General features: G+C 67.5%; 11 protein-coding genes. 5 read left to right on the forward strand and 6 right to left on the reverse strand.

The window, feature by feature from the left end:
• The first annotated feature begins 307 nt into the window (after positions 1-307).
• The gene (locus IB269_RS03490; RefSeq protein ID WP_065346618.1) at positions 308-916 is read left to right on the forward strand and encodes a hypothetical protein; all 609 of its coding nucleotides are present in this window, start codon (positions 308-310) and stop codon (positions 914-916) included.
• Positions 917-948: 32 nt separating this feature from the next.
• Positions 949-1755 carry a hypothetical protein gene (locus IB269_RS03495; RefSeq protein ID WP_192366416.1) on the forward strand — a complete coding sequence of 269 codons (807 nt, stop codon included), beginning with the start codon at positions 949-951 and terminating at the stop codon, positions 1753-1755.
• 34 nt (positions 1756-1789) lie between these two features.
• Here the strand turns inward: IB269_RS03495 and IB269_RS03500 are convergent, their stop codons facing one another.
• The 6 genes from IB269_RS03500 to IB269_RS03525 all read right to left on the reverse strand — a co-directional run bounded on the left by IB269_RS03500 (position 1790) and on the right by IB269_RS03525 (position 9312).
• On the reverse strand, positions 1790-2044 hold the full coding sequence (locus tag IB269_RS03500) for a hypothetical protein (RefSeq protein ID WP_012206639.1): 255 nt from the start codon (positions 2042-2044) through the stop codon (positions 1790-1792).
• 617 nt (positions 2045-2661) lie between these two features.
• Complete coding sequence (locus IB269_RS03505; RefSeq protein WP_012206636.1) at positions 2662-3282, reverse strand: glutathione S-transferase family protein; 621 nt, start codon at positions 3280-3282, stop codon at positions 2662-2664.
• Positions 3283-3399: 117 nt separating this feature from the next.
• Complete coding sequence (locus tag IB269_RS03510) at positions 3400-4914, reverse strand: hypothetical protein (RefSeq protein ID WP_192366417.1); 1515 nt, start codon at positions 4912-4914, stop codon at positions 3400-3402.
• Positions 4915-5193: 279 nt separating this feature from the next.
• Positions 5194-7659 carry a TonB-dependent siderophore receptor gene (locus IB269_RS03515; protein ID WP_192366418.1) on the reverse strand — a complete coding sequence of 822 codons (2466 nt, stop codon included), beginning with the start codon at positions 7657-7659 and terminating at the stop codon, positions 5194-5196.
• A 103-nt stretch (positions 7660-7762) separates the two neighbouring features.
• Complete coding sequence (locus IB269_RS03520; RefSeq protein ID WP_192366419.1) at positions 7763-8800, reverse strand: FecR family protein; 1038 nt, start codon at positions 8798-8800, stop codon at positions 7763-7765.
• Positions 8797-9312, reverse strand: coding sequence for a sigma-70 family RNA polymerase sigma factor (locus IB269_RS03525; RefSeq protein ID WP_192366420.1), 516 nt, complete (start codon positions 9310-9312; stop codon positions 8797-8799). The genes IB269_RS03520 and IB269_RS03525 overlap by 4 nt, the downstream gene beginning before the upstream one ends.
• A 230-nt stretch (positions 9313-9542) precedes the next feature.
• Between IB269_RS03525 and IB269_RS03530 the strand changes: the two genes are divergently transcribed.
• The 3 genes from IB269_RS03530 (at position 9543) to egtB (ending at position 12889) form a co-directional block, all read left to right on the forward strand.
• The gene (locus tag IB269_RS03530) at positions 9543-10157 is read left to right on the forward strand and encodes an OmpW/AlkL family protein (protein WP_013801530.1); all 615 of its coding nucleotides are present in this window, start codon (positions 9543-9545) and stop codon (positions 10155-10157) included.
• Between the two features lie 388 nt (positions 10158-10545).
• A complete protein-coding gene (gene egtD / locus IB269_RS03535) occupies positions 10546-11604 on the forward strand; it encodes an L-histidine N(alpha)-methyltransferase (RefSeq protein WP_192366421.1) in 1059 nt (352 codons plus the stop codon).
• On the forward strand, positions 11591-12889 hold the full coding sequence (egtB, locus tag IB269_RS03540; protein WP_013801532.1) for an ergothioneine biosynthesis protein EgtB: 1299 nt from the start codon (positions 11591-11593) through the stop codon (positions 12887-12889). Before egtD ends, egtB begins: the two co-directional genes overlap by 14 nt.
• The last annotated feature ends 40 nt before the right edge of the window (positions 12890-12929 follow it).

The following is a 12929-nucleotide window of genomic DNA, read 5'->3' on the forward strand; positions in this document are numbered from 1 at the left end:
GTCGCGGCAAACATCGCCGGCCGGCCCTGGAGTCGGCAAGGCACGCCACGGGGGCCGGACGGCCCCCGTTTGCATGGAATTTTCGCTTCGGCGCATCGCATTTGACTGTGGGCGCAAGCACGTGCATTTCCCCTGGAACTCCGCAAGGCCAGGCGTCCTCCTGTCCCTTGGCGGCGGCGCAATGCGTTTGCGCCTGCCGGCCGCCGAGGCTTCGGGAGCGGCCCATTGCCGCAGCGGAGCCGTTGTCGGGACCGGGCGGCTGAATTCGCATCCGTACCGGTCCCTGGGTGTTCATCAGGGGGACTCCATGATTTCCAACCTCACCAAGGCCAGCGTGCTGCGGTCCGTCATCGCCGGCTGCACGCTCGCGCAAGCGGGCAGGGCCGAGAAACTCAGCACCGAGCGCGCGCGCACGGCGCTCAACCGCATCTGCGAGCTGCTGCATCTGCCCAACGACCTGGCCGCCATCCACGCGGAGCCGCAGCTGTACCTCGAATCCCTGGCCCACTTCGAGAGCCTGCCCCAGTTCGAGCTGCGCACGCCGCTGGTGGCCAAGCTCAAGCAGGTGCTGGGCCTGCGCTCGTCCAGGCAGCTGACGCCGGCCGTGCTCGCGCAGGTCAGCGCGTCACAGCTCATCAACCAGGGCGTCTCCATCATCGCCCTGGCCGATCTGCAGGAGTGGCTGCTCAAGCATGACCTGTCGCTGATGCATGGCCCGCCCATCACGGATATCGACTTCAGGGAGGCCAGAAAGGCCATTGCCTTGCTCGACGCCTTCGACTTCGACACCGAATCGCTGGAATGGCAAATGAATCACCTGGCCCGCAAGCGCGGCCGGGCCAGGAGCCGGCCTGCCCCGCCTGCCTGCGCAGTGGAATCCCTGCCTGCCGTCAGCACCACAGGGGCCGCGCCCTAATATCGGGGCTTCCCAACAAGGCCCGAAACACCATGAAGTTCCCCTTGCTTGCTGCCGCGGCTGTGGCATTGCAACTGCTGGCGCCGGCGCCTGCCCTGGCGGCCGACGACATCGTGTTCAAGGACAGCGCCGGCCGCGTGCTCAGGCGCAGCGACCTGGACAAGGCCGATGGCCGCTTCAGTTGGGAGCTGCCCTCCGCCACACCCGTCAGCCAGGCCGCGCGCGATGCCCATGCCTTGGGCCGCGCTGCAGGGCAGAACGGCGATTACCGCGCCGCCCTGGCACATTTCGAGACCGCCTCGAAGCTGGCGCCCCGCTGGCCCTATCCCATCTACGACGCTGCATTCACCTACCTGCTGCAAAAGGACTTTGACGCGGCCTATCGGCATTACCGGCGCGTGGATGCACTGGCGCCCAGGGGCTTCTTCACCGCCAAGACGGCCGTGCACAGCCTGCGCATGGAGCGTGACGGCAAGCTCCCCCAAGGCACCTACCTGCGCTACCTTGCCCTGGAATGGGAAACCGACCGCGACAAGGCGCGCCAGGCCGCCCTGGCCATGACCCGCGAGACGCCCGGCTTCGCTCCCGCCTGGAAGACGGCCACCCATCTGGAGGACGACCCCGCAAAACGTCTCGCCCTGCTGGACAGCGGCCTGAAGGCCGACCCCGATGCCGAGACCCGCGGCTTTCTGCTCCTGAACAAGGCCATGGTGCTGCGCGAACGAAACCAGATCCCCGAGGCCATGGTGATGCTGGGAGAGCTTGCGTTAGACCCGCAGTCTCCGCTGGATGTCGAGGCCCTGGCGCGGCACACGCTGGCGCAGTGGGCGCGGCCTTGACGCTGGCACCTGCACATTCCGCCCTGCAGCCCGCTCAGCGCAGGGCGAGCTCCACGGCCTCCGCAGACAGCCCGTAGGCCTCCACGAAGACCTCGATGCGGTCCTGCGTCTGCGCGTTCACAAACGTCTCCATACCCACGCTGTCCATCTCCCCTGACAGCATCTGGCCCGTATTCACGGGGCGGGTATCGAGCTGCTGCGCCAGCACGCAGCTGTCCTCTCCCTCCGGCTGCAGGCCGATGAGCCCCGTCTGGTTGTTGATGGCAATCACCCTGGCTTGTCTTTGCATGCTCCACCCTGTCGTCTGAATCCGTCGTTTCTGGAATGGCGAAAGGCGCCGCCTTGTGCAACGCCCCTGCCTGTCCTGGCGACTGTAGGCAAGGCTTGCGGACGGCGGTAGAGGTCCGGGGCTTGGTGGACTGCCAAGGGAAATTTACGAATGGCTTTCAGAGATGCTGGATTTTCTGTTGAATGTGGCGGATGTGCCGAGGCGGTTGCAAGGCGCTTTGACCCGGCGACCTGGAGTGGATGCACTCGACGCGGCATCTGCTGTGCGATGGCCATGCATGGCGAGGAATGCATGAAACCTTCCGAAGCGCTGCCTTTGAACCATACCGGGATTCGCCATGTGGTCGAGTCCCACCGTGCGACCCTGATGGATGAGGCCGCCATCCAGGAGGAACTGCAGCGCCTGCTGGGCATGTCGGTCGATGGGCTGACGCCCAGTACCTTGCCGAAGGCCTTCCGCAGCCAGGTGCTGGCCGAGGCGCTGCCGATGTGGGCAAGGCATTGCGCGCCAGCGTTCCTTCCTGATGAATCGGCAAGTGAACGGCATCTGCCGCAAACCTGCGATAGATACCTGACCCAAGCACCTTCATTGCGGGTATCGCGGGCAGCCTCCCCCTCTCAGCTCCCCAGCGCCCCGCGCACGGCAGCGCGCTCGCCCATGCGCTTGAAATGCGCCTGCACCTTGGGGAAGCCGGCGATGTCCACGCCGTCGCCTTCCAGCCAGCCGGCAATGGTGAACAGATAGGCGTCGGCCACGGAATAGTCGGCGCCCAGCACCCAGGGGGCATCGCCCAGGTAATGGCGTTCGATCACGCCAAAGCATTCGGCCATGTTGGCTGCCACCTTGCGCTGCATGGAGGCAATGGCCGCTTCGTCATCGGCCCAGCGGCCTGCGCGGCGCCCGTGGGCGTGGGCCACGTGCACGGTGGAGGACAGGTAGCTGTGGAAATCCTGCATGTGGGCAAAGGCATACGCATCGTCGAGCGGGGCGAGCCGGGCCTCGGGGAAGCGGCGCGCAACGTAGGCGAGCAGGGCCGGCGTTTCGGTGAGCACGCCGCGCTCGGTCACCAGGGCGGGCACGCGGCCCTTGGGATTGATGGCCAGGTATTCGGGGCTGCGCTGCTCGCCCTTGGGGAAGTCGAGCTTGATGACTTCATGCGGCGCATTGGCTTCGATCAGGGCGATGCGGGTGGCCAGGGCGCAGGTGCCGGGCGCGTAGTAGAGCTTGAGGGTGGTCATGAAAGAGACGGGTAGGGATGGGATACGTGCAGATTCTGCCGTCGGCGCCGATGGCCGGGCCGGCCCTCCAAATTAGTGCGTATTGCAGGGGCGTGCAAGCGGCATCTGCGTCTTTGCTTATGCCTGCTCGGCATTCCAACGCACGGTGCGTGCGGGCAGGTCAATGTAGATGGTGTGGCGGCCGCCTTCATGCAGTAGCAGGTCCAGCTTCCCGTCCTGGCCATCCACGAACGTGATGCCTTCAATCATGGGCGCGTCGATCAGGTCGTTGCAGTCGAGCGCGATCCAGGCATCGGTCTGCAGATCCAGCAGGCGCAGATTGGGGAAGTCGGGGTCCTCGCCATATTCGACGCAAGCCACCATGGCCCAGGGTCTGGAGACGGCCACGGCCGTGAGGGTGCTATCCGGGCTCTGCGCGCAGGCGCGCGCCTGCAGGGCATCGAGCAGCGTGGGCGCGTCGTCCAGCATGTGTGCGTAGGGAGACTCGGGTGGCACGGTGCGCACCGGCTGGGTGGCAGCCTTGGCGCTTTTGGCGCGTTTGGCAGGCTCTGCCGTTTGGGTGCTGCGCCTGCGGCCCGCTGGCGGAAGGTGCTGGATTTTGCCGCCCGCAATGCCCAGAAAGACACCGCATTCGCTCACGCTCAGATGCCTGTAGTTGCGGCTGCTGCACGGGGTTTCCCAAAGCGGGCTGCCGGTGTCCGGGTCCACGGCGACAAGATAGGCCCGCTCCATGCCGTCCTCGTGCCTGTCCTGTATTCCATAGAGGACGCCGGCATGGCATTGCGGCGCGCTGACATGGGTAGGCGACAGGCACGGTCCGAAACGGTTGCTGCGAATGTCATAGCCATACATGCCCTGGCGTGCAAAGCAGAAATAGACCACGCCGTCACGATGTGCTGCCCGCTGGGCATGCACATGCCGGCGCTCATCGTCAGGTTGAACGGGAGGTGTGATGGCCAGGACTTCGCCGCTGCAAGGATGGATACGAAGCCAGGGTGCATCGATGTCCACGTGGTCTCTGCTGCCGGGGCCGAACACGGCCCACGCGCCTGCAATGGCGGGCGAGTACAGGTTGCGCGCACTGTCCACCCACAGCACATGCTCGGTGTGCCCGTCGGTTTCATGCCAGCGCCGCAGCTCCGAGCGCTCAGGGTGGACGATCCAGCCGTAGACCGCCCCCTCCAGCACAAACGCACCCTGCAGGCCCAGCGCCAGCGTGCTGCCCTGCCAGTTGCGACGGTCCAGCAGCAGATAGCGGCCCTCGGTACTGCTCTCTTCCATCGCGACGAGCCAGCGATGCGCGTCCAGCTCCACGGGAACGGGCCAATGCCTGGCCTGCATGCCCGGCACGGCATGGAAGTCGAACAGGCATTCGCCGGTGCGGGCATCAAGCACCTGGTCGCAGAGCATCAGATGTCGCTCGTCCACGAACCACGACATGCCCTCGCTCTCGCGCATGCGGTGGTCCCAGAGCACGTTGCCGGTGGCCACATCAACGGCGCGCAGAAAGGATGTTGTGCTGTCCCCCTTGTTGCAGTACTCGTAGTAGAGCCGGCCATCGACCACGCTCATGGCGGTGTCGATGATGAAGATGCTCTTGTCTCCAATGGCCTGGGATTTGCCGTAGTGCATGCGCGCCTTTCAAAGACCTGATTGTCGCCAGCAGAGCGCGGTGTGGACTGGGCGAAATGTCAAGTCGATGGTGTCGTGTGCGCCTGAACCAATGCAGCTGCGGCGGCGCAACGCTATCCGATCCAGACGAGCAGGTCCGCGATGCGCTGTGCCGGATGGAAGCTGCACCGAGCGTGCTGCAGATGCATGCCGAGTGGGCTGTCTGTTGCTGTCCGCCAGGCGTTGTTCCAAGAGCGGGGCCTGCATTGCTCCCGCCCTGGCGGGCAGCAATGGCGGCACTCAGAACCGATAGGCCGCAGCCACACGCACCTCACGCCCGAAGCCCAGCGCGCAAAATTGCGCGCCGCCACGGAAGGTGTTGCATTGCGTGCGGTACTGCCTGTCGGTGAGGTTGCTGAGGTTGACCGAGAAGCGCCACGGGCCGGTGGTGTAGGCGGCCATGGCGTCCCACAGCGTGTAGGCGTCGTTCATGGGGGTCTTCACGCCGTCCATGAGCAGCTCGCCAGGCGTGGCGCTGATGTGGCGCAGGCCCAGGCCCAGCTCCAGGGCGCCGCGCTGGTACTTGCCCCACAGCGATGCGGCATGGCGCGGCGTGGCGCCGGGGCGCGCGCCGATCTCGATGGCGTTGTTGCTGCGCGTGACCCTGGAGTCGAGGTAGGTATAGGCCGCAATGGCCGAGAAGCCGCCGCCGATCTCGCCCTGGGCCTGCAGCTCCAGCCCCCGGTTGCGCACTTCGCCGGTCTGCACGTCGAAGCGAGGGTTGAGTGTGGATGGCGTGCGCACATTGCGCTTGCGCAGGTCGAACACGGCGGCGCTGAGCGTGTAGCCGGCCGATGGCGGCGCGTAGCGCAGGCCGGCTTCGAACTGGCGCGCAGTCTCGGGCTCGTAGGGCCTGCCGTTGGCGTCGGTGGCCGTGACCGTGGTCAGCGGCGGCTGGAAGGAGTTGTTGAAGGACACATAGGGAGCCAGGCCGCTGGGCGCCAGGTAGATCAGGCCCAGCCGCCCGGTGACGGCGCTGTCGGTGCGGCGCACGGTGGTGATGGCGAAGGGCGCGTTGGCTGCGGCGCGCGCGTCGTAGTCGGTGTCTATGCGTGCGCTGTCGCGGCGCAGGCCGGCGCTGAGCACCCAGCGCTCGCCGAACTTGATCTGGTCCTGCACGTACAGACCTGCCTGGTGCGTGCGGGCCAGAGCGCGGTCGCTGAGGTAGTTGTCATTCCAGTTCGGCGCGATGTGGATGGGGTTGACCAGGTCCAGCGGCGCCACGGCGCCGTTGAGCGAGTAGATGCGCCAGTCGAGCCTGGAGCGGTAGTAGTCGAAGCCCACGGCCCACTGGTGCGAGACGGCACCCGTCCGGTGGCGGCCTTCGATCTGCGTGTCCATGACCCAGGTCTGTTCGGCGTCGGGCCGCACCATGGCCAGGCGTGCCATGCCGCGCTGGTCGGCCGTCAGGCCCCGGTTGCGCATCTCGCGCCGGTCGTTGCGGCCGTCCAGGTAGCGCAGGTTGTTGCGCAGCGTGAGCTGGTCGTTCAGGCGGTGCTCCAGCAGCCAGCCCACGCTGGCATTGCGCTTGTGGTGGCCAGATCCCGGTCCGCTGACGTTGATGTCCGTGGCCGACCAGCCCGCAGGCGTCTGGCGGTAGTAGGGGATGACGAAGCCGGTTTCGTCCTCCTGGTACTGCGCCAGCAGGGTGAGGCTGGTGCGCTCGCCCAGCAATGTGAAGGAGGGGGCGATGTAGCTGCGATCGGCGCGCAGGCCATTCCACTGCGTGCCCGATTCGCGCTTGAGCACGGTCAGCCGCGCCAGTGCCGTGCCCTGTTCATTGATGGCGCCACCGATGTCGGCCGTGAGCTGGCGCCGGTCGTGGCTGCCGAATTCCACGCCCACTTCGCGCTGCATGCCGGCGCGCGGGCGCTTGGTGACGGCATTGATCAGGCCACCGGGCGCGGACTGGCCGTACAGCACCGAGGCCGGGCCGTGCACGACTTCCAGCCGCTCCAGCCCATATGGCTCCAGGTTGGTCATGAAGCCGTTGTGGACCATGCGCATGCCGTCGCGGTACAGGCCCGTGCCGGTCAGATAGAAACCGCGCACGGCCACGTCGTCATCGGTGACGCCGTAGTCCATGGGACGCACGCCCGCGCTGTAGCGCACGGCCTCGGCCACGCTGGAGATGGCCTGGTCGCGGATCTGGGCCTCGCCGATGATGCTGACCTGCTGCGGCGTCTCCAGCAGCGGCACATCCATCTTCATGGCCGAGGCGCTGCGGCGTGGCGCGTAGCCGGGCACGGCGCCCCAGGCGCTTTCATGCTCGGCATCGGCCAGCACGTTCACGGTAGGCAGTGCATGCTCGGCCCCGGGCCGCGCACGGTGCACGGCCCAGCCGCCTTCGGCCGTGCGCGTGGCCTGCAGCTGGTGCGGGGCGAGCAGGGCGGCAAGCCCTTCTTGCACGCCACGCGTGCCGCTCAGCGCCGCCGACTGTCGGCCCTGGACCAGGGCTGGATCGAACGAGAGGGTGATGCCTGCCTGGCGCGCAAGGCTGTGCAGGCTGGTCTCCAGATCACCGGCCGGCAGGTCGAACCGGATGGACCTGGCATCCGGGGCGGAGCTCGGGCTCTGGGCCAGAGCGGTCGCTGGCAGGCCCAGCGTGATCAACAGGCCCAGCGCCAAGGCCTGCGTGGCCAGGGCCGTGGGGCGTGTGCAGGAGGGCGGATGGGCAGCGTGGCTGGTACTGGGCAGGCTCGGCATGGAGGCAGTCCTTGAGAAGCGGCAAAGGAAAAAGCGATGTCTTTGCTCCTATGCCGAACGGGCGGTGTGAAACCCGTAATGACTGCCTGAAAAAAATTCCGGATCAGGCTTTGACCAGGCGCATGGCGCTGTGGGAACCGCTGGCTGCTCCTTGTACGCGCTCCACACGCACAGGCAGCGTGCGGGCAATGGCGGCCAGCGCACGACCCGCCGGATCCGGCCCGTCCAGCTGGAATACGCCTGAAACATGCAGGGCAGCCACGTCGTCGGCGCATTCCATGGGAATGCCGGTCTGGCGTGACAGCTCGGTCATGAAGGCGTCCAGGCGCATGCGGCGGGCGACCAGTACGCCGTCGGTCCATGCGTCGGGCACCAGGCCTTCGTCGGGCAGGCGCACAGGGCGGTGCTGGCCGGCGTGCAGCACATGGGTTTCGCCGGAGGTGGCGACGATGGCGTCCAGGGGGTCTGGCGCAGTGCCGTCCAGCGCTCTGACATGGATGGCCACGCGGCCCTCGGTGACGTACAGGCGCGTGGCCGTGTCCGGGTGTTTTTCGTGGCGCACGCCGAAGCTGGTGCCCAGGGCCTCGAAGCGGGCCAGCGGCGTTTCCACCCAGAAGGAGCGTCGGCCCGCGAGGGAGCGTGGGTCGCTGCCGGTGTCGATGAAGATCTCGCCGCGTGCCAGGCGGACCACGCGGCGCAGCAAGGTGAAATCCACCTGCACCAGCGTGTCCGGTGCCAGGTGCAGGCGGCTGCCGTCGGCCAGCAGGGTGCTGCGGCGCTCACCGATGGCCGTGCCCAGTGCGATCTGCTCGCGCGGTGCAGCCCAACGCCATGCCATGGATCCCAGCAGCAGGGCAGCAGGGCCCAGGAACAGCAGCCGCTGCAGGCTTGCGCGCCGGCCTCGCGCCGGACCGGGACCAGCGGACCGCAGCACGCCGTGGGCCAGTCCCGCCTGGCCGGCGGGCAGGGCGAACTGGGCCTCCACAGCCTGGACCTGTTGCCAGGCCTGTTCGTGCGTGGCGTGGCTGCTGCGCCATGCCTGGCAGGCGGCGCGGTCGGCATCGGTGGCCGTGCCGGAGGCCAGCCGCACGGCCCAGGCAATGGCCTGTTCCAGCGCCTGGGGGGGCTGGTCTGTGCTCACGCCGTCAGTTCCTTGCGCAGGGCAAGGCAGTGGCGCATGGCGGTGGCCATGTATTTCTCGACGGAGCTCAGGCACACGCCCAGCTGCAGGGCGATTTCCGGGTAGCTCAGGCCTTCCAGGCGAGAGAGCAGAAAGGCGCTGCGGGCCTTGGGCGGCAGGCCGGCCAGCAGGTTGTCCATGCGCACCAGGGATTCGATCAGCAGATGGCGCTCCTCGGCCGAGGGCGCCAGCGGTTCGGGCAGGCTGGCGATGGCGTCCAGGCAGGCGCGCTCCAGCGCGGCGCGGCGGGTGTGGTCCACGACCAGGCCGTGGGCGATGGTGGTGAGCCAGGCGCGCGGCTCACGCACGCCATGCAGGGACTGGGGCTTGCCCAGCACGCGAACGAAGGTGTCCTGGGCCAGGTCGGCCGCATCGCAGGGATTGCCCAGCCTGCGCCTGAGCCAGCCCACCAGCCAGCCGTGGTGGTCGCTGTAGAGCAGGGCGATGTCGGGGTGCGAAGGCGCGGCGGCCATGGGGCGGGTTCCTGGGAATGCGGATTTGATAATGATTCGCATTCTATTTGAGCAATGGCTGCAGCCTGCCCGCAACTGGCCCGCCGCGCAATGCGTTGCATGCATCCAACGCGATCCGGCCATGCGGGGCTGCGCACCTTCGGGTTTGAGCTAGGACAAGATCGGCCACGTCCGCCCCTGATGCAATACAGCTACGGGATTTGCCCCGGGCTACTCCAAGACTCTCCATCATGAAAAGAACTCTGCTCGCCGTTGCTGCCGTTTGCGCCCTGTCGTCGGGTGCCGCGTTTGCGCAGCAGGCCGAAGGCCCCTGGATGGTGCGCGTGCGCGCCGTGAATCTGGACAGCGCCAACAAGGACAGCACGGGTCTGGGTCTGTCGATCAACAACAAGTGGATGCCCGAACTGGACGTGTCCTACTTCTTCACGCCCAACATCGCGGCCGAGCTGGTGCTGACCTACCCGCAAAAGCACGACCTGCGTGCCAACGGCCTGGGCCAGATCGGCAGCCTCAAGCACCTGCCGCCCACGCTGCTGGCGCAATACCACTTCACCAATTTCGGCGCCTTCAAGCCCTACGTCGGCGCCGGTGTGAACTACACCCGCTTTTCGAGCGTGAGCTTCAACCCTGCCGTGCAGGCCGCGCTGAACCCCTCGATCAAGAAGAACAGTTTCGGCGGCGCGCTGCAGATCGGTTTTGACTACGCGCTGGACAAGAACTGGTCGCTGAATTTCGACGTGAAGAAGGTCTTCATTGAAACGGACGTGAGCTCCGCCGGCACCAAGGTGGGCACCTTCAAGGTGAACCCGGTGCTGGTCGGTGTGGGACTGGGCTATCGCTTCTGATCTCCGGATCATGAGTGAGGCACGCGCTGCTTCATCCGGCAGCGCGTAGTGAGGCAAGGATGGGTACTTGGTCCGGTATGCCGTTCGCGGCATACCGGATTTTTTTCGTCCGAACCGGCGCTTTCGCCTGCTGCGGACATGCTGCGGCGCACCACCGGACAGGTCACGAAAAAATCACGCGCGGGGGAAACTGTCCTACCCGCATGCCATGGGCAGGCGCCTAGGCTGGTGCCTCGGCCTGCCGGTGCGAGTCTTGCGAGGCTCGCTTGCCGTTTGCAGGCGTCAGTCACCATTGGCTGTCCGCCCCTTGGCGACCGCGCCCTGCTGCAAGCCGGGATGCGGCATTCACCATGCTGCGGCGGGCGGCGCACAACGCGAGGCCCCCACCATGCTGTCTGCCCACGATTCGACCGTGTCTTCCTCTGCCCTGGCATCGCGCGCCCAGCGCGTGCCGCTGCCTTTGCCTTCGGCGCCGCGTGCGCCAGCCCAGGGCGGCAGGCGCGAGGCGGCCCCGGAATGGGCGGACCACGCACTGCGCGCGACCCGCGCCGAACTGCAGCACGGGCTGATGCAGCCCCAGGCCCAGGTCTCTCCCAAGTATCTCTACGACGCGCGCGGCTGCGACCTGTTCGAGCAGATCACGCGGCTGCCCGAGTACTACCCCACGCGCACCGAGGCCGCCATCCTGGCCGACTCTGGCGCCGCCATGGCCGAGGCCCTGCGCGGCAACGAGGTGCTGATCGAGCTGGGCGCCGGCAATTGCGAGAAGGTGCGCGGCCTGTGCCGCAGCCTGCGGCCACGGCATTTCGTGGGCGTGGACATTGCGGGCGCATTCCTGCGCCAGTCCGTGCGGCGGCTGGCCGAGGAATTTCCGCAACTGCAGGCCCATGCCGTCACGGCCGACATCACCGAGCCGCTGATCCTGCCGCCCCATATCCCGCAGGCCGGGCGGCTGCTGTTCTATCCGGGCTCGTCCATCGGCAATTTCGACCCGGTACAGGCCCAGCGCATGCTGGGCCAGATGCGTGCCATGGTCAACGACGACGGCGGCCTGCTGATCGGCATAGACCTGCCCAAGTCCACGCAATGGCTGGAGCCCGCCTATGACGATGCCCAGGGCGTGACGGCGCGCTTCAACCTGAACCTGCTCAGCCACGTCAACAGCCTGCTGGGCAGCGACTTCAACCCGGACGACTGGGAGCATGTGGCCTTCTTCAACGCCGAGCATTCGCGCATCGAGATGCACCTGCGCGCGCGCCGCCCGCTGATCGTGGGCTGGCCGCAGGGGCTGCGGCATTTCTCGGCCGGCGAGACCATCCACACCGAAAACAGCTACAAGTACCCGCTGCCCGAATTCCTGGGCATGCTGGCCTGCGCGGGCTTCGGCCCCTGCCAGGTCTGGACGGATGAGCGCCAGTGGTTTGCCGTGATCCATGCCCATGCGTGAAATGCCCGCCGTCTTCCGCTGGGTGCAGCGCTACGAGGCCGTGCGTCAGAGCACCGTACTGCTGGCCGCGCCCCTGTCGGCCGAGGATGCCTGCGTGCAGTCCATGCCAGACGCCAGCCCGGCCAAATGGCATCTGGCGCATACCACCTGGTTCTTCGAGACCTTTGTGCTGGCCGAGCACGCGCCCGGCGTGCCGCCCTTCGATGCCGACTTTCGCGTGCTGTTCAACTCCTACTACCAGCAGGTGGGCGAGCGGCATCCCCGTGCCCAGCGCGGGCTGCTGACGCGCCCCTCGCTGGCGCGGGTGCTGGCCTACCGCGAGGCCGTGGACCAGCGCATGCTGCAGATGTTCGAGGACTGGGGCACGCAGCCGCCTGCACGGCTGGCCGCGCTGCTGGAGCTGGGCCTGCAGCATGAGCAGCAGCACCAGGAACTGCTGCTGACCGACATCAAGCACCTGCTGTCCTGCCACCCGCTGTGGCCTGCGTACCGGGCGCAGGAAGAGGGCGTGCCTGCGCCGCAAGAGCCCGATGGATTGCCCCCGCCGCTGCAGTGGCTGACCGTGCCGCGCGGCATGCATGCCGTGGGCCATGCGGGCGAGGGCTTTGCCTTCGACAACGAGCGCCCGCGCCACGAGGTGTTCCTGCAGGGCTGCGAGATGGCGCAGCGGCCCGTGAGCAATGCCGAGTTCCTGCGCTTCGTCAAGGACGGCGGCTATGCCCAGCCGCAGTGGTGGCTGGCCGAAGGCTGGGACTGGCGCTGCGCGCAGCAGCTGGAGCACCCGTGGTACTGGCGGCGCCAGGCCGGCGGCGTGATGGACGGCATGTGGCAGGAATTCAGCCTGCATGGCGCGCTGGCGCTGGACGGGCGCAGGCCCGTCTGCCACCTCTCTTACTTCGAGGCCGATGCCTATGCGCGCTGGGCAGGCGCGCGCCTGCCCACCGAGGCGGAATGGGAGGCGGCCCTTGCCGCGCAGATGGCGCAGCGCCCGCAGCACGGCGAGCCGCCCGGCCCCGTGCACCCGCGCGCCATGCAGCCCGGCAGCCATGCGCTGGGCGAGGTCTGGGAGTGGACCCAGTCGGCCTACACCGCCTACCCGGGCTTTGTGGTGGCCGAGGGCGCGGTGGGTGAGTACAACGGCAAGTTCATGGTCAACCAGTACGTGCTGCGTGGCGGCTCCTGCCTCACGCCGCCCGGCCATGCGCGCGCCAGCTACCGCAATTTCTTCCCCACCCAGGCGCGCTGGCAGATGACCGGCCTGCGGCTGGCAAGGGATCTGGCCTGAGCCTGCCCGTGCCGCGTTGCCTGGCATTGCATCGCGCGCC

The sequence above is a fragment of the Delftia sp. DLF01 genome (genome assembly GCF_014852125.1).
Classification (GTDB): Bacteria; Pseudomonadota; Gammaproteobacteria; order Burkholderiales; family Burkholderiaceae_C; genus Comamonas; species Comamonas acidovorans.

Coding starts and splice junctions, on each gene's coding strand:
- IB269_RS03500 (WP_012206639.1), bottom strand. CDS start 2,044: ATGCAAAGACAAGCCAGGGTGATTGCCATCAACAACCAGACGGGGCTC.
- egtD (WP_192366421.1), top strand. CDS start 10,546: ATGCTGTCTGCCCACGATTCGACCGTGTCTTCCTCTGCCCTGGCATCG.
- IB269_RS03510 (WP_192366417.1), bottom strand. CDS start 4,914: ATGCACTACGGCAAATCCCAGGCCATTGGAGACAAGAGCATCTTCATC.
- IB269_RS03495 (WP_192366416.1), top strand. CDS start 949: ATGAAGTTCCCCTTGCTTGCTGCCGCGGCTGTGGCATTGCAACTGCTG.
- IB269_RS03530 (WP_013801530.1), top strand. CDS start 9,543: ATGAAAAGAACTCTGCTCGCCGTTGCTGCCGTTTGCGCCCTGTCGTCG.
- IB269_RS03490 (WP_065346618.1), top strand. CDS start 308: ATGATTTCCAACCTCACCAAGGCCAGCGTGCTGCGGTCCGTCATCGCC.
- IB269_RS03525 (WP_192366420.1), bottom strand. CDS start 9,312: ATGGCCGCCGCGCCTTCGCACCCCGACATCGCCCTGCTCTACAGCGAC.
- egtB (WP_013801532.1), top strand. CDS start 11,591: ATGCCCATGCGTGAAATGCCCGCCGTCTTCCGCTGGGTGCAGCGCTAC.
- IB269_RS03505 (WP_012206636.1), bottom strand. CDS start 3,282: ATGACCACCCTCAAGCTCTACTACGCGCCCGGCACCTGCGCCCTGGCC.
- IB269_RS03515 (WP_192366418.1), bottom strand. CDS start 7,659: ATGCCGAGCCTGCCCAGTACCAGCCACGCTGCCCATCCGCCCTCCTGC.